Genomic DNA, 16,965 nt, shown 5'->3' with positions numbered 1-16,965 from the left:
GTGCCGACGGAAAGAACCATGCAACCAGTCGCCCACTGCAGTTCCAACGGCGTCGCCCTGGAACTGGACGCGTCCAACAGCGCCCCGATGACCGACAGCACCCCCCTGCTGGGGGAGCCGGACCGGCTGCGGGAGCGGTACGAGCAGGACGGCTACCTGCTGCTGCGCGCCGTGCTCGACCCGGCCCGGGTCTGGGCGGTCCGCGAGGCCTACTTCTCGCTCTTCCCGCGCGAGTACCTGAAGCCCGGCACCGGACCGGCCGCCGGCGTGTACTCCGGGCAGCCACCCGTCGGCCTGGCCCCCTACGGGACGGCCGGGCACCCCGCCCACGACTTCGTGCGCGGCGAGCAGTACCGGGCGTTCACCGCCGATCCGCGCCTGGCCGGGCTGGCCGCCGCGGTGCTGGGCGGGCCGGTCGAGCTGGTGCCGCGCAAGGTGCTGCGGCACTACGACGCGGCGGCCAAGAGCGCGGCCCGCGCCCACGTGGACCGCGCCTACCCCAGCGGGGCGGACGGCGCGCAGGTGACCGCCTGGGTCCCGCTCGGCGACTGCCCGCTGGAGACCGGCGGCGTGGTCTACCTGGAGGGCTCGCACCGGCTCGACCCGGGCCTGCTGGAGGGTGCCCGCGCCCTCACCGACCGCCCGCACGACGCCAGGCCGTTCAGCCACGACCTGTCCTGGACCGCGGAGACCCTGGGCGGGCGGTGGCTGTGGACCGACTTCCGGGCCGGCGACCTGGTCATGCACTCCCCGCACATGGTGCACGCCACCCTCGACACCACCACCGAGACCATGCGGCTCTCCACCGACCTGCGCTTCCAGACCGCGGGGGCCGGGGTCAGCAGCGCCTGGCAGAAGCCGTGGTCCGCAGATGACGGGCAGTGAGATGACGACCAGTGAGATGACGGCCGGTACGGCGACGACCGGCGGGAGCACGGGCGGCATGCGGGCCGCCGAGCTGCTCGACCGGTTCCGGCTGACCGTGCACCGGGACCTCGAGGTGCCCGCCCCCGGTCCCGGCGAGGTGCTGGTCCGGGTCGGCGCCTGCACCGTATGCAACCGCAGCGACCTGGCCTACTACCACTACCTGGGCCTGCGCGAGCACTGCGCGGTGGGCTGCTTCGGGCACGAGGTGGCCGGCACGGTCGAGGCCGTCGGCGCCGGCGCCACCTCGGTCCCCGGCGAGCGGGTCTTCCTGCGGACGCCGATCACCACCGGCTTCGCGGACTTCGCGCTCGCCCGGCAGATCTCGGTCGGCCGGCTGCCCGACCACGTGCCGTTCGAGCAGGGCGCGATCCTGCAGCTGCTGCCGCTGGCGATCCACGCCACCCGGGGCGTGCGCCTCGGCGACCGGGTGGCCGTCATCGGACAGGGCCCGGTGGGCCTGATGACCCTCCAGGTGGTGCGCCGCCGCGGGGCCGCCGAGGTGGTGGCCGCGGACCTCGACCCCTGGCGGCTGGAGCGCTCGGCCGCCCTCGGGGCGGACCGCACGGTGCCGGTGCCGGCCGGCGGGGAGGCCGCCCGGGAGCTGCTCGGCGGCGGCTTCGACGTGGCGATCGACGCGGTGGGCACCCCGGAGACCGCCAACCTCTGCGTGGACCTGGTCCGGCAGAACGGCCTGGTGATCTTCCTCGGCACCCACCACGTGGACACCCGGGTCTCCTTCGACATGATCGCCTGGGAGAAGAAGGGCCTGCGGGTGCACATGGCCGCCGAGCCCACCGACCTCGCCCGGGCCGCCACCATGGCGACCGCCGAGCGGCTGGCCGGACAGGTGGAGCTGGCCCCGCTGCTCAGCGCCGCCTACCCGCTGGACCGGCTGCAGGACGCCATCGACCGGCTCGCCGCGAGCAGCCTGCTCACCCCGAGCGGGGAGCCGAGCCCGTACCCGGGCCCGCCGCGCGAGACGCTCAAGCTCGCGGTCGTGCCGTGATCCCGGCGGACGCCGGGCCCGGCGCGCTGCCGCGGCTGCGCTGGGGCGTGGCCGGCTACGGCGACGTGGTGCGCCGCCGCGCCGTCCCGGCGCTGCGCGGCCTCGGCCAGCAGGTCGACTGCGTCTGGGGCCGCGACGGCGCCCGGGCCCGGGCCACGGCCGACGGGTTCGGTGCCCGGCGCGGCACCGACGACTTCGCCGAGCTGCTCGCCGGGGTCGAGGCGGTCTACGTCGCGACGCCCGTCGCGGCCCACGTCCCGCTGCTGCTCGCGGCGGTCGCCGCGGGCCGGCACGTGCTGGTGGAGAAGCCGCTCGGCGGCGCACTCGGCTACGACCGGGCCGGGGTGCTGGCCGCGGCCGGCGCGCCGGTGGTGACCGCCGCCGCCTACTACCGCCGCTCGGACCCCGCGCTGCGGGCCGTGCGCGGCACCCTGCGGCACGGCCCCTACCGGGTCAGCTCCTGGTTCCGCGGCGCCTTCGCTCCGGGGCCGGCCGACCCGATGCACTGGCGGACCGTCGCACCGGTGGCCGGCGGCGGCGTGCTGGCCGACGCCGGCAGCCACCGGATCGACCTGCTCTGCTGGCTCTTCGGGCCGCCGAGCGCGGTGCGCGGCACCGTGCAGGACCCGTTCCCCGGCGGGGCGGAGCGGCGGGCCTCGGTGGAGCTGGGCTGGGCCGACGGGACCACCGCGCGGCTGCGCTGCGAGTGGTCCGGCCGGCCCGCGCGCGACCGGCTCGCCCTGGTCGGCGCGGAGCACTCGGTGCGGCTGCCCGCACTGGACGGCGGGCTGGTCGAGGAGCGGCGCCCGCGGCTGCGCCGGCGCCGGAGCTTCGCCCGGCACGCCAACCCGCTGACCCCGGTGCTGGGCGACTTCCTGGCCGCCGTCGCCGGACACGGGCGGCCCGGCTGCCCGCTGGCCGACGCGATGCTGGTGGACGACCTGATCGGACGGGTCCTCGGCGCGGCCGGGGCGGAGAGCGGGGGTGGCAACGGTGCACGGCCGGACGGTGGCTGACGGCGGACCGGACGCGCCGCGGGACGAACGCGTCGCGGACCTGGTCGACCGGGTGCGGCGGGTGCCGGACGGCCACCGCAGCTACACCGAGTCCGCCGAACGCGCCGTCGGCGTCTACCGGATCCCGCGCGACCTGCTCGACCGCTGCCTCGACCACGGCCTGCCGCACTCCGGCACCGGCCCCGAGCTGCGGTTCGACCGCAACGACGTCGACAACCTGGTGATCGGCCTCGGCGTCGCCTCGCCGCGGGTCAACGGGCTGCGGCGGATCGGCAACGCCTTCGCCGAGCTGGCCGCCGCCGGACCGGAGGAGCTCGTGCTGGAGGTCTCCGCGCGCTGCCCCGAGCCCGGCCACCCCGGCGGCTGCGAGTTCGCGCTCACCATGGCGGCCGGCCTGCCGGCCGGTGCGGCCGAGCGGGTCGGCGAGCAGCAGTACCGGATCGCGCTGACCCGCCCGGCCGTCCCGGTGCGGCGGGTGGAACTCCCCGAGCCCTGGCGGGCGGCGGTCGAGGGGCTGGCCGACGTCCGCTTCCACGTGCTGCCGGACGCGCTCTCCCACGACCTCGGCTTCCTGCGCGAGAGCCGGCTGGCCGACTGCCGGCTGGCCTCGCGCCACCTGGTCGCCGCCGTCCGGGCCGCGGGCGCGGCCGCCCGGCCGGCCACCGGCCTGATCCTGGTCAAGCCGTTCCCGCTCTACCACTGGTGGGTGGAGGCGCTGATCGGCGGCGAGCGGGTCGCGGTCGACCCGTTCTTCCTGCGGGTGCTGGCCGAGCTGGAGATCGTCGACGCCCGGGACTGGCCGCCGGACCGGGCGATGTCCGAGGTCTACTGGTTCACCCGCTCGCCCGGCGAGCAGGAGGCGGTCGCCTCGCTGACCGCGCACAACGGGGTCCGGGCGCGCGAGATGGCGATCCTGCGGTGACCGCGCCGGAACGGACCGCGGCCGGCTGGGACACCGGCTTCGAGGAACTGCTGCGCCGGGTGCTGCCCGGGACCGGCCCGCTGGCGCCGGACACCGATCTGATGGCGAGCGGGCTGGACTCGCTGCGGATCGTGGAACTGCTGGTCGGCCTGGAGGACCAGTACGAGATCGAGATCGACGACCACGTGCTCACCTTCGAGACGTTCGCCACCCCCGGGCGGCTGTGGAGCGTCGTGTCGGACGCCCGGCACGGCAGTGCCGGGGACGAGGGGAGCTAGTCGCATGACCCGTACCGTGCTGTCCTTCGGCCAGGAGCGGCTCTGGTGGCTCCAGCAGCTCGACCCGGCGGACACCGGCTACAACGTCCCGCTGGTGCTGGTCTTCCCCGGCGGGCTGGACCAGGAGCTGCTGGCCGGGGCGCTGGCCGCGCTGTCGGCGCGCCACGAGGTGCTGCGCACCGGCTACGCCGTGGACGGGGCCGGCCGGCCGTACGCGGTGGTGTCCGACGCGCACCGGATCCCGCTGGACCGGGTCGCCGCGGCCGGGGCCGACTGGCGCCCGGCCGCGGACGCGTTCGTCGCCCGGCCCTTCGACCTGGCCGGCCCGCCGCCGATCCGGGCCCGGGTGGTCCCGGCCGACGAGGGCGACGTGCTGGTGCTGGCCATGCACCACGTGATGGTGGACGGCGAGGCGGTGCGGGTGCTGCAGCGCGACCTGGTCGAGCTGTACCGCGCCGCGCTGGCCGGCCGGCCCGCCGGGCTGGCGCCGCTGCCGGCCCGGTACCGGGACCACGCGGCCGCCCAACGGGCCGTTCCGCAGGCCGAACTGGACCGCCGGCTCGACCACTGGCGCACCGAACTCGCCGGCCACCAGCGGCTGGAGCTCGCCACCGACCGGCCGCGCCGGCCCGGCCCGCGCGGCGCCGACTGCGTCACCGCGGTCTTCTCCGAGGCCCGCACCCGCGAGCTGCGGACCCGGGCGCTGCGCTACCGCAGCACCCTCTCCGGGGTGCTGACGGCCGCACTGGCCGTGGTGCTCTCCGCCTACTCCGGGCAGACCGACCTGCTCCTGGGCACCGTGCTGCGGGGCAGCCGGGGCCCGGAGTTCACCGACGTGGTCGGGTACTACTCGGCCACCGTCGCCGTGCGCCTCGACCTCACCGCCGCGACCACCGCGCGCGAGCTGTGCCGGCTGGCCAACGACCGGCTCCGGTTCGCCCGGGAGCACCAGGAGGTGCCGTTCGAGCAGGTCGTCGCGGCGCTGCAGCCGGTCCGCGAGCCGGACCGCGACCCGCTGTTCGAGGTGGTCACCGTGCACCACGGCGAGTGGACCTCGGCCGGCGGCGCGCAGGCGCTCTGCCGCCGGGAGGGGATCCGGGAGCGGGCGACCAGGTTCGCCCTGGAGCTCGACACCATCGTGGACGACGGCGTGCTCACCGCGAGCTTCGGCTACGACGCCCGGCTCTTCGACGCGGCGACGGTGCAGGCCATGGCGGACGCCTTCCGCCGGGTGCTGGACCACCTGGTGGAGCAGCCCGAGGCGCTGGTGCGCCGGCTGCCGGTGGCCGGCCCCGCCGCACCGGCCGCACCGGTGCGGCCCGGCCCGGCGCCGGGCGGCGCCCCGCTCCTGCCGGACGCCCTGGCCGCGCGCGCCGCCGAACGCCCCGGCGCCACCGCGCTGGTGGCCGAGGACGCGGTGCTCGGCTTCGGCGAGCTCGACGACCGGGTGAACCGGCTGGCCCGGGTGCTGGTCGCGGCCGGGGTCGGGCCGGAGCGCGCGGTGGCGGTGGCGCTGCCGCGCACCGCCGAATCGGTGGTGGCGCTCTTCGCGGTGCTGCGGGCCGGCGGCGTGCTGGTGCCGGTCGACCCGGAGGCGCCCCGGGAGCGCACGGCGCGGATCCTCGCCGACACCGACCCGGTGCTGCTGCTCGCCACCGCCGCCACCGCGGACCGGCTGCCCGAGCACGGGTGCCCGGCCCTGCTGCTGGACGCGCCCGCGGCCCGGGCGGCGCTCGCCGCGGCGGACGGCGGCCCGGTCGGCGACGCCGACCGGGCCGCGCCCCTGCTGCCCGACCACGCCGCCTACGTGATCCACACCTCCGGCTCCACCGGCCGGCCCAAGGGCGTGCTGGTCACCCACCGCAGTCTGGCCAACCTCCGGGCGCGGCACGCCGCCCGGCTCTTCGACCCGCACGCCGCCCGGCTGGGCCGGCCGCTGCGGGTGGCGATGACCGCCGCCACCACCTTCGACACCGCCTGGGAGGGCCCGCTCGCGCTGACGGCCGGCCACCAGCTGCACCTGGTCGGCGACCGGGTGCGGCGGGACGCCGAGGCCCTGGTCGGCCTGGTCCGCGCGGCCGGCATCGACTTCATGGACGTGACGCCGGGCTTCGCCGCGGCCCTGCTCGCCGCCGGGCTGCTCGACGGCACGCCCGCGCCCACCCTGCTGATGGTCGGCGGGGAGGCGCTGGACGCCGCCCTGTGGGCCGAACTCCGCGCGCACCCGGAGACGCTGAGCACCAACTACTACGGCCCCACCGAGTGCACCGTGGACGCGCTGGCGGCCCCGCTGGCGGACAGCGCGCAGCCGCTGATCGGGCGGCCGCTGGAGAACGTCCGCGGCTACGTGCTGGATCGCTGGCTGCGCCCGGTGCCCCCCGGGGCCGTCGGCGAACTCCACCTGGCGGGCGTGCAGTTGGCCCGCGGTTACGTCGGGCGGCCGGAGCTCACCGCGGAGCGCTTCACCGCCGACCCGTTCGGCCCGCCGGGCAGCCGGATGTACCGCACCGGCGACCTGGTCCGGCTCGGCCACGACGGCGCGCTGGCCTACCTGGGCCGCACCGACGAGCAGGTGAAGATCCGCGGCCACCGGATCGAGCCGGGCGAGGTGGCCGCGGCGGTCGGGCGCCACCCCGCGGTCGCCCGCGCCGTCGTGCTGGCCCGCGCGGACGGGCGGGGCGGCCGCCGGCTGGTCGCCTACGCGGTGCCGCGCGGTCCGGCCCCGCAGGAGGCCGAGCTGCGCGCCCACACCGCCCGGCTGCTGCCCCGCGCGATGGTGCCGGACGCCTTCGTGCTGCTCGCCGAGCTGCCCCTGACCGCGAACGGCAAGCTCGACCACCGGGCGCTGCCGGAGCCGGAGTTCGGCAGCGGCGCGGGCGGCCGGGCGGCGCGCTCGCCGCGGCAGGAGGTGCTGCGCGCGCTCTTCGCCGAGACCACCGCGGTCCCGCCGGACCGGGTCGGGATCGACGACGACTTCTTCGCCCTCGGCGGCCACTCGCTGCTGGCCACCCGGCTGCTCAGCCGGATCCGGGCGGCGCTCGGGGTCGGCCTGACGCTGCGCGACCTGTTCGAGAACCCCACCGTCCGGGGCCTGGCCGCGGTGGCCGAGACGGCCGCCGGCGGGCACCCCCCGCTGCTGCCCGGTCCGCGCACGGCGACCCTGCCGCTCTCGCCCGCCCAGCGCCGGCTCTGGTTCGTCGAGCAGGCCGAGGGCCCCTCGGACCGCTACCACATCCCCGCCGTCCACCGCCTGACCGGCGAACTCGACGTCCGGGCGCTGCGCGCCGCGCTCACCGACCTGGTCGAGCGGCACGAGCCGCTGCGCACCGTCTTCCCGGCGGCCGCCGGCGAGCCGCAGCAGCGGATCCTGGACCCGCGGCCGGTCGAGCTGCCGACCGTGGACACCGACGGCGCGGGCCTCGCCGCGCGGCTGGCCGACGTCATCCGGCACCCGTTCGCGCTCGAGCGCGAACTGCCGGTGCGCTTCGCGCTCTTCCGGCTGGCGCCGGACGAGCACGTGCTCGCCGTGGTGCTGCACCACATCGCCACCGACGGCTGGTCGATGGGCCCGCTCTGGGCCGATCTCGCCACGGCCTACGCCGCCCGCCGGACCGGCGCCGCTCCGGCCTGGCAGCCGCTGCCGGTGCGCTACGCCGACTACACCCGCTGGCAGGCCGGGCTGCTCGGGCGCGAGGACGATCCGGGGAGCCTGCTCAACCGTCAACTGGCGCGCTGGCGGGAGCGGTTGGCCGACCTGCCGGCGGAGAGCCTGCCGCCGGCCGACCGGCCCCGCCCGGCCGTTCCCTCGCTGGGCGCCGCGGCGGTCGCCTTCGGGACCGGCGCCGAGCTGCACGCCGGCGTCACCGCGCTGGCCGCGCTCACCTCCAGCAGCACCCTCATGGTGCTGCAGGCCGGTCTGGCCCTGCTGCTCTCCCGGCACGGCTGCGGCACCGACGTCGCCATCGGCGGTGTCGCCGCCGGGCGGCGCGACAGCGCGCTGGACGAGCTGGTCGGCTTCTTCGTCAACACCCAGGTGCTGCGCTACGACCTGTCCGGCGACCCCAGCGCGGTCGAACTGCTGGCCCGGGTGCGGGAGACCGGACTCGCCGCCCACGACGACCAGGACGTGCCCTTCGAGCGGATCGTGGAGGCGGTCAACCCGCCCCGGGCGCTCTCCCGGCACCCGCTGTTCCAGGTGATGCTGCTGCTCCAGGCCGACGGGGACGACCTCGCGCTGCCCGGCCTGGCGGTGGCGCCGCACCCGCTCGACGGCGCGGCGGCCAAGTTCGACCTCACCTTCACCTTCCGCGAGCGGCGCGGCCCCGGTGGGGCGCCGGCCGGTCTCGACTGCTGGCTGGAGTACTCCACCGACCTCTTCGACCGCGGGACGGCGGTCGAGCTGGGCGAGCGCTACCTGCGGCTGCTGGCGGCGCTGGCCGCCGACCCGCAGGCGCCGGTCTCCGCGGCCGGGCTCCTCTCGGCCGCCGAACGCCGGCTGCTGCTCGAGGAGTTCAACGACACCCCGGCGCATCCGGCCGAGCCGGCCGCGAACGTCCCGGATCAGTTCGCCCACTGGGCCCGCAGCACCCCGCTGGCGGTCGCCGTGCAGGACGGCGGACGGGCCGTCAGCTACCGGGAACTCGACGCCTGGTCCGACCGGTTGGCCGCCGAGCTGGTCGACCGCGGGGTCCGGCCGGAGGACCGGGTGGCGCTGCTCTGCGACCGGTCCGCGGCGCTGATCGCCGCGATGCTCGCGGTACTCAAGGCCGGTGCCGGCTACCTCCCGCTGCACCTCAGCGATCCGCCCGCCCGGCACCGGCGGGTGCTGCGGGACGCCGGTGCGGTGCTGGTGCTGACCGACGCCGCCTGGTCCGGGCGGGCCGGCGAGCTCGGGCCGCCCTGCCTGGCCGTCGCGCCGGCGCCGCAGACCGCCGGCGACGACCGCCGGCCCCGCGCCGCCGGGCACCCGGACGCGCTGGCCTACACGATCTTCACCTCCGGCTCCACCGGCGTGCCCAAGGGCGTGGCCGTCACCCACCGCGACATCCTGGCCTTCGTCCGCGACCACCGCTGGGCGGGCGGCGCGCACCGGCGGGTGCTGGTGCACTCCCCCACCGCCTTCGACCTGTCCACCTACGAGGTCTGGGTGCCGCTGCTGCGCGGCGGCACCGCCGTGGTCGCGCCGCCCGGCGACCTGGACGTGGCCGCCCTCGGCCGGCTCATCGCCGCCGGCGGGGTGACGGCGCTCTGGCTCACCTCCGGGCTGTTCCAGCTGGTGGCCGAGCTCGACCCGGGCTGCCTGGCCGGGGTCACCGAGGTGTGGGCGGGCGGCGACGTGGTGCCGGCCGCGGCGGTGCGCCGGGTGCTGGCGGCCTGCCCCGGCCTGGTGGTCGCCAACGGCTACGGACCGACCGAGGCCACCACCTTCGCCACCAGCGCCCGGGCCGGCTCGGCGGACCCGCCGGGCAGCACCTTCCCGATCGGCCGGCCGCTGGACGGCATGCGGCTGTACGTGCTGGACGAGCGGCTGCGGCCGGTGCCGCCCGGGGTGGTCGGCGAGCTGTACCTGGCCGGCGCGGGCGTGGCCCGCGGCTACCTGGGCCGCCCCGACCTGACCGCCGAGCGGTTCACCGCCTGCCCGTTCGGGCCGCCGGGCGGCCGGATGTACCGCACCGGCGACCTGGTGCGGTGGCGCCGGGACGGGCAGCTGGACTTCGTCGGGCGGACCGACGGCCAGGTGAAGCTGCGCGGCTTCCGGATCGAGCTCGACGAGGTCGGCGACGCGCTCGCGGCCCTGGACGGGGTGGCCCAGGTGGTCGCCGTGGTCCGCGAGGCGGGCGCCGCGGGACCGCAGCTGGTCGGCTACCTGGTGCCGGCCGCCGGGCACACCCTCGATCCCGCCGCGCTGCGCGCGCGGCTCTCCGCCGTGCTGCCCGGCTACATGGTGCCCGCCGTGCTGGTGCCGCTCGACCGGCTCCCGCTGACCGCCAACGGCAAGGTGGACCGCGCGGCGCTGCCCGCGCCCGGCGCCGCCGCGGCCGGTCCGGTCGCGGGTCCGGCGCCGGCCGACCCCGCCCGGCGCCGGCTGCGCGAGCTGTTCGCCGAGGTCACCGGGGTCGGCGCGGAGCTGATCGGGGTGGACGACGACTTCTTCGGGCTCGGCGGCCACTCGCTCTCGGCGATCCGGCTGGCCGCCCGGATCGCCGCGGCCTTCGGCGTGGACGTCTCCGCCCGGGACGTCTTCGAGGGGCGCACGGTGGCCGGACTGGCCGCGGTCGTCGCCGGCGCCGCCCGCACCCGGCCCGCGCTCACCGTCCGCGAACGCCCCGCCGCGCTGCCGCTCTCGCCCGCGCAGCGCCGGCTCTGGCTGCTGCACCGGCTGCCGGGCCCGCCCGGGGCCTACAACGTGCCGCTCGCCCGGCGCCTGCGCGGGCGCCCGGACCGGGCCGCGCTGGCCGCCGCGCTCGACGCGGTGGTGGCCCGGCACGAGGTCCTGCGCACCGTCTACCCGGCGACGGCCGGCGAGCCGGTGCAGCTGGTGCTGGACCCGCCCGCCGCCGGCTCGCTGCTGCGCTGCGCCGCGGCCGCGCCGCAGGCCCTGGACGGCCTGCTCACCGAGGAGGCCTCCGAGCCCTTCGACCTCGGGGCGCGGCCGCCGCTGCGGGCGGTGCTCTTCTCGCTGGGCGAGGACGAGCACGTGCTGCTGGTGACCGTCCACCACATCGCGATCGACGGCTTCGCGATCGGCGCTTTCTGGCGCGAGCTCGCCGGGGCCTACCGGCGGATCCGGCTCGGCGAGCCGGACCCGCGCCCGCCGCTCCCGGTCCAGTACGCGGACTACGCGCTCTGGCAGGCCGAGCTGGCCGCGGGCGAGCACACCCCGGAGGGGCTGCTGGCCGGGCAGGCGCGGTACTGGCGGGACACCCTCGCCGGCCTGCCGGAGCTGCGGCTGCCCGTGCGCACCGACGCCCGCGACCTCGCCGATCCGGGCGGGGAGGGCTTCGCGCTGACCGTCCCGGACAAGGTCGCCGACCGGCTGCAACGGCTGGCCCGGGAGAGCGGCACCAGCCTCTACACGGTGGTCCAGGCCGGGGTGGCACTGCTGATGGCGCGGCTCGGGGCCGGCACGGACGTCCCGCTCGGCACCGTGGTGTCCGGCCGCACCGACGAGGCCCTGGAGGAGCTGATCGGCTTCTTCGTCAACACCCTGGTGCTGCGGATCGACGCCGGCGGCGACCCGACCTTCCACGAGCTGCTGGAACGGACCCGCGGCACGGTGCTGGGCGCGCTGGCCCACCAGGACCTGCCCTTCGAGCGGGTGGTGGAGCTGCTGCGGCCGGACCGGGCCGCCGGGCGCAACCCGCTGTTCGCCGTGATGTCCTCGTACGCGACCGCGGAGCCGGAGGGGCCCGCGCCGTTCGGCGACCTGACGGCCACCGCCCTCGAGGTCGGCTTCGACGCGACCAAGTTCGACCTGCTGCTGGAGTTCACCGAGACCCGGCAGGCCGACGGCTCGACCGGGCTCGGCCTGCGGCTCGGCTACCGCCGGGCGCTGTTCGACCGGAGCACCGCCGAGGCGCTGGCCCGGATGCTGCTGGTGCTGCTCGACCGGGCCTCGGCCGAGCCGGACCGGCCGATCGGCGAACTGGAGGCGCTCGGCCCCGAGGACCGCGACCGGGAACTGCGGGAACTGTCCGGCGGCGAGCCGGCGGCCGGACCCGCCACCCTGGCGCAGCTCTTCGCCGCCTGCGCCGGGCGCGACCCGGCGGCCGCGGCGGTGGTCCGCGGAACCACGGTGCTCGGCTTCGGACGGGTCGAGCGGTGGGCGGCCGGGCTCGCCGCCCGGCTGCTGGCGCTCGGGGTCGGCCCGCAGGACGTGGTCGCGGTCGCACTGCCGCGCTCGGTGGAGCTGGTGGTCGCGGTGCTCGCGATCTCCCGGATCGGCGCCGTCCACCTGCCGGTCGACCCCGGCTACCCGGCGGACCGGATCGGGTACCTGCTGGCGGACGCCGCACCGGTGCTGGTCCTCACCACCGCGGGGACGGCGCTGCCGGAGACCGGCGCCGAGCGGCTGCTGCTCGGACCGGAGCCGGACCCGGAGCCCGGGCCACCCGCCGCGCTGCCCGCGGTGCGCCCGATGCCGCCGGAGTCCGCCGCCTACCTCATCTACACCTCGGGCTCCACCGGGCGCCCCAAGGGCGTGCGGGTGCCCCAGCGGGGCCTGGCCGCGCTGGCCGCCACCATGGCCGAGCGGTTCGGCATCACGGCCGGCTCCCGGGTGCTGATGCTCGCCTCCCCTGGCTTCGACGCCTCGGTGATGGAACTGCTGATGGCCTGGAGCCGCGGCGCCGCCCTGGTCGTCCCGGAGCCGGCCGGACCGGACCGGCTCCCCTCCGGGGTGCTGGCCGGACCGGAGCTGGCCGAGCTGATCACCCGTCAGGCGGTCAGCCACGCGCTGGTCCCGCCGGCCGTGCTGGCCACCGTGCCGGTGCTGCCCGCCGGGGTGCTGGAGTGCCTGGTGGTCGGGGCCGAGGCCTGCGCGCCCGAGCTGGTCGCAGCCTGGGCGCCGGGCCGGCGGATGGTCAACGCCTACGGGCCCACCGAGAGCACCATCGCCGCGACGGTCAGCGACCCGCTGGAGCCCGGCGGCCCGCCGCCGATCGGCCGCCCGGTCGCCGGAACCCGGGTGCTGCTGCTGGACCACCGGCTGCGGCCGGTGCCCCCCGGCGTGCCGGGCGACCTCTACCTGGCCGGCCACGGCCTGGCGCTCGGCTATCCGGGCCGGGCCGGGCTGACCGCCGGGCGGTTCACCGCCTCGCCGTTCGGGCCGCCGGGCAGCCGGATGTACCACACCGGCGACCGCGCCCGCCGCGGCCCGGACGGGCAGCTGGTCTTCCTCGGCCGCTCGGACGACCAGCTGAAGGTGCGCGGGGTGCGGATCGAGCCCGGCGAGGTGGAGGCGGCGCTGCGGGCGCTGCCCGGCGTGGCCGGGGCCGCCGTGGCCGTGCGCGGGCTCGCGGGCGGCCCCCGGCTGCTCGGCTACGTGACGGCCGAGCCCGGTGCGGCCCCCGAGCCGGCCGAGCTGCGCCGCCGCCTGGCCGCGACGCTGCCGGCCGCGCTGGTGCCCGCCGTCGTCACGGTGCTGGACCGGATCCCGGTGACGGCGCACGGCAAGGTGGACCGGGCGGCCCTGCCGGTGCCGCCCGGGCAGCCGCCCGCCGCCGCGGCCGGCGAGCCGCGCACCCCGCGCGAGCAGGTGGTGGGCGAGGTCTTCGCCGAGGTGCTGGGCACCGGACCGGTCGGCGTCGGGGACGGCTTCTTCGAGCTCGGCGGCCACTCGCTGCTCGCGGTCCGGCTGCTCGACCGGCTGCACGAGGCGACCGGCGTGCGGCTCGGGCTGGAGCAGGTGTTCCGGACGCCCGACGTCGCCGGCCTGGCCGCCGCGCTGGACGGCGACGGCGGGCAGGACCCGTACGACGGCCTGCTGCCGATCCGGGTGGGCGGCCGGCGGCCGGCGCTGTTCTGCGTCCACCCGGTCAACGGGCTGGGCTGGTGCTACGCGGGCCTGGCCGGGCTGCTGCCGCCGGGCACGCCGGTGTACGCGCTGCAGGCGCTGCCCGGCCCGGACGGCGGCCCGCTGCCGGGCAGCGTCTGGGAGCTGGCCGCGGCGCACCTCGAGCGGATCCGCGCCGTCCAGCCGAGCGGGCCCTACCGGCTGGTGGGCTGGTCCTTCGGCGGCAACGTCGCGCACGCGATGGCCGTCCTGCTGCAGCGGGCCGGCGAGCGGGTCGACCTGCTGGCGCTGCTGGACAGCCGGCTGTACGGCGGCGGCCCGGCCGAGCCGGCCGAGGAGGACGTCCTGACCGCCCGGCTGCACCTGGAGTACGGCGCGCTGCGCCGGCTCGGGCCGGACCTGCTCGAGCGGCTCGACCAGGTGACCCGCCACCACCTGCGGCTGGCCGCCGGGTTCACCCCCGGCACCTTCCGCGGCGACGTGCTGCACGTGCTCGCCGAGCACCCGGAGGACCCGGCCGAGGCCGGCCCGGCCGCCTGGCGTCCGGCGGTGGACGGGCGGCTCCACCAGCACCGGCTCGCGGCCGGGCACTACGACCTGATGCAGCCCGAGCCGCTGCGGGCGATCGCGGCCCTGCTCGGCGACTGGATCGCCACACCGGTGACGGAGGAGCGGGGAGACCGAGGATGACGAACACGCCTGCGATGGTCGAGGTGAGGGACCTGCGCCGTACCTTCCCGCGCGCCGGGGAGGGTCCGCGGGTGGCGCTGGCGGGGCTCGACCTCGCCGTCCCGGAGGGCGAGGTCCACGGACTGCTCGGGCCGAACGGCGCGGGCAAGACCACGCTCTGCCGGATCCTCTCCACCGTGCTGCTGCCGACCTCGGGGACGGCCCGGGTGGCGGGGCTGGACGTGGTGGCGGACACCGCGGGGGTGCGCCGGACCGTGGGCATCGTCTTCGGCGGCGAGCGCGGCCTCTACAACCGCCTGACGGCCCGGCAGAACCTGCTCTACTGGTCCTCGCTCTTCCACCTGCGCGGCAGCGTGGCCAAGCCCAGGGTGCAGCGCCTGCTGGAGCGCACCGGGCTGGCGGACCGCGCGGACGAGCGGGTCGAGACCTTCTCGCGCGGCATGAAGCAGCGCCTGCACCTGGCCCGCGGCCTGGTCAACGACCCGCGGGTGGTGATCCTGGACGAGCCGACGGTCGGCATGGACCCGGTGGCCGCCCACGAGTTCCGGGCACTGGTCGGCGAGTTGCGCGCGGACGGCCGCACCCTGCTGCTGACCACCCACGACATGGCGGAGGCCGAGGCGGTCTGCGACCGGGTCTCGCTGGTGGACGGCGGCCGGCTGCTCGGCACCGAGCAGCCCTCGACCATCGGCCGCTGGATGGCGGCCCACGAGCGGATCACCGCCGCCGAGGTGCCGGCCGCGGTCGCGGCGGGGGTGCGCGGACTGCCCGGGGTCGGCGCCGTGACGCACGGCCCGGACGGCCGGCTGGTGGTGGAGACCGACGCCGAGGGCGCGGCCGCGGTCGTGCTGCGCCACCTGCTGGACCAGGGCGTCACCTCGCTCTCCACCGGCCGGCCGAGCCTGGAGGACGTCTACCTCTCGGTGATCGGCAAGCGGGGGCTGACGGTCCGGTGATCCGCGTCCTCCTGGCCGGCGCACGGCTGCAGTTCCTGCACATGCGGACCTCGCTGGACGACCTGATGGTCCTGGTGACGCTGCCGCTGTTCACGGTCGCCTTCCTGGCGATCTTCGTCGAGGGCGGCCGCCGGGACCTCGCCGCCTACGCCGTGGTCGGCACCTCGGTGATGGCGGTGTGGAGCTCGGCGGTCTTCGTGTCGGGCGAGATCATCGACCTGGAGCGGGAACGGGCCACCCTGGAGGCGACCTCCACCACGCCGGCCCCGCTGGCGCTGCTGGTGGCCGGCCGGGTCGCGGTGGTGGCCTCGATCAGCCTGCTCGGCGTGCCCGAGAGCATGCTGGTCGCCCGGGTCGCCTTCGACGTCCCCGTCGACGTGCCGCACCCCTGGCTCTTCCTGGCCGCGCTGGCGGCCACCGCGCTCGCCGTCGTCGGCACCTCGACGGTGATCACCGCGCTCTTCGTGCTCGGCAGGTCCGTGCTGACCTTCCAGAACGCGATGACCTACCCCTTCTACATCCTCAGCGGCGCCGTGGTGCCGGTCTCGCTGCTGCCGGACTGGATCCGCCCGCTGAGCCGGGCCTACTTCCTCTCCTGGTCCTCGGACCTGCTGAGGTCCGCCATGCTGCCGGCGCCGGTCCGCGGGGCCGCCACCGGCCTGGCGATGGTGCTGCTGCTGGGCCTGGCCGCCTTCGCCGCCGGGCTGTGGCTGGTCGGCCGGGTGGTCCGCCGACTGCGAGTGCTGGGGACGATGAGCTACTCATGATCAGGAACAACCTCCGCATCCTGCGCTACGCCGTGCTGGTCGCCCTCGCCGACCTGCGGGCCGTGCACACCTGGCGCACCTGGGCCTTCGCCTGGCTGCTCCGGCTGCTCTGCCAGGTCTCGATGTTCGCCCTGATCGGGCGGGTGGTCGGGGCGGACCGCACGGCCTACCTGCTGGTGGGCAACTCGGTCTTCGTCGCCGTCACCAGCGTGATGCTGGCCTGCGCCACCACCGCCTCGGAGCGGATGGCCGGCACCGTGCCGCTGCTCGTCGCGGCGCCGGGCCGGCTCTTCACGGTCTTCCTGGGCCGCAGCGTCCAGTGGCTGCTCGACGGGATGGTGTGCAGCACCATCTCGCTCTTCGCGCTGGCGCCGGCCTTCGGGGTGCGGCTGCCGATGCCGGCCGCGCTGCTGGCGGTGCCGGCGATCGCGGTCACCGCGGTCGCGGTCTACTGCTTCGCGCTGGCGCTCGGCGGCCTGGCGCTGCGGATCGTGCACCTGCGCAGCCTGGTCGGCAACCTCGGCGCGCTCGGCCTGATGGTGCTGACGGGGGCGCAGGTGCCGGTCGGCTTCTGGCCCGCGCCGCTGCGCGAACTCGCCCAGGTGCTGCCGCTGACCCACGGCCTGCGGGCGGTCCGCGGCCTGGTCGCGGGCGGCGCGGTGGCCCCCGCGGTCGGCCAGGTGCTGGTCGAGGCGGTGGTGGCCTGCCTCTGGCTGGCCGTCGGCGCCGGGGTCTTCCACTGGTTCGGCGAGGGCGGCCGCCGCAGCGGCTCGATCGGCTTCGAGGGCTGATCCGGCCCCGGCCCGCCCGCGCGGCGCCGGAACGCGGCGGACCCCCTGGTCCGGGATCGGCTCCCGGACCAGGGGGTCCGTCGGGTGCGGGGCGGCCG

General features: G+C 77.4%; 9 protein-coding genes. All 9 read left to right on the top strand.

Features of this window, described 5'->3' with window-relative positions; all coding sequences use genetic code 11:
* The first annotated feature begins 18 nt into the window (after positions 1-18).
* The 9 genes from ACFYNO_RS06365 to ACFYNO_RS06325 are packed head-to-tail and all read left to right on the top strand — an operon-like array spanning position 19 to position 16,867.
* On the top strand, positions 19-885 hold the full coding sequence (locus tag ACFYNO_RS06365; protein WP_388006135.1) for a phytanoyl-CoA dioxygenase family protein: 867 nt from the start codon (positions 19-21) through the stop codon (positions 883-885).
* Between the two features lies 1 nt (position 886).
* The gene (locus ACFYNO_RS06360; RefSeq protein WP_388006132.1) at positions 887-1,933 is read left to right on the top strand and encodes a zinc-binding dehydrogenase; all 1,047 of its coding nucleotides are present in this window, start codon (positions 887-889) and stop codon (positions 1,931-1,933) included.
* Positions 1,930-2,949 (top strand): Gfo/Idh/MocA family protein, encoded by a 1,020-nt coding sequence (locus ACFYNO_RS06355; RefSeq protein ID WP_388006129.1) that lies wholly within the window; start codon positions 1,930-1,932, stop codon positions 2,947-2,949. The genes ACFYNO_RS06360 and ACFYNO_RS06355 overlap by 4 nt, the downstream gene beginning before the upstream one ends.
* Positions 2,918-3,871: a transglutaminase domain-containing protein gene (locus ACFYNO_RS06350; protein ID WP_388006126.1), complete on the top strand. Its 954-nt coding sequence runs from the start codon at positions 2,918-2,920 to the stop codon at positions 3,869-3,871. The genes ACFYNO_RS06355 and ACFYNO_RS06350 overlap by 32 nt, the downstream gene beginning before the upstream one ends.
* Positions 3,868-4,149 carry a phosphopantetheine-binding protein gene (locus ACFYNO_RS06345; protein WP_388006123.1) on the top strand — a complete coding sequence of 94 codons (282 nt, stop codon included), beginning with the start codon at positions 3,868-3,870 and terminating at the stop codon, positions 4,147-4,149. The genes ACFYNO_RS06350 and ACFYNO_RS06345 overlap by 4 nt, the downstream gene beginning before the upstream one ends.
* Positions 4,150-4,153: 4 nt before the next feature.
* Complete coding sequence (locus ACFYNO_RS06340; RefSeq protein WP_388006120.1) at positions 4,154-14,353, top strand: amino acid adenylation domain-containing protein; 10,200 nt, start codon at positions 4,154-4,156, stop codon at positions 14,351-14,353.
* Positions 14,350-15,309 (top strand): ATP-binding cassette domain-containing protein, encoded by a 960-nt coding sequence (locus tag ACFYNO_RS06335; protein ID WP_388006117.1) that lies wholly within the window; start codon positions 14,350-14,352, stop codon positions 15,307-15,309. Before ACFYNO_RS06340 ends, ACFYNO_RS06335 begins: the two co-directional genes overlap by 4 nt.
* On the top strand, positions 15,306-16,076 hold the full coding sequence (locus ACFYNO_RS06330) for an ABC transporter permease (protein ID WP_388006114.1): 771 nt from the start codon (positions 15,306-15,308) through the stop codon (positions 16,074-16,076). Before ACFYNO_RS06335 ends, ACFYNO_RS06330 begins: the two co-directional genes overlap by 4 nt.
* Positions 16,073-16,867, top strand: a complete 795-nt coding sequence (locus ACFYNO_RS06325) for an ABC transporter permease (RefSeq protein ID WP_388006111.1) — start codon at positions 16,073-16,075, stop codon at positions 16,865-16,867. The genes ACFYNO_RS06330 and ACFYNO_RS06325 overlap by 4 nt, the downstream gene beginning before the upstream one ends.
* Positions 16,868-16,965 lie beyond the last annotated feature (98 nt).

It is taken from the genome of Kitasatospora sp. NPDC006697, assembly GCF_042869935.1.
Classification (GTDB): Bacteria; Actinomycetota; Actinomycetes; order Streptomycetales; family Streptomycetaceae; genus Kitasatospora.
This window is presented reverse-complemented; position numbering and strand designations above follow the sequence as displayed.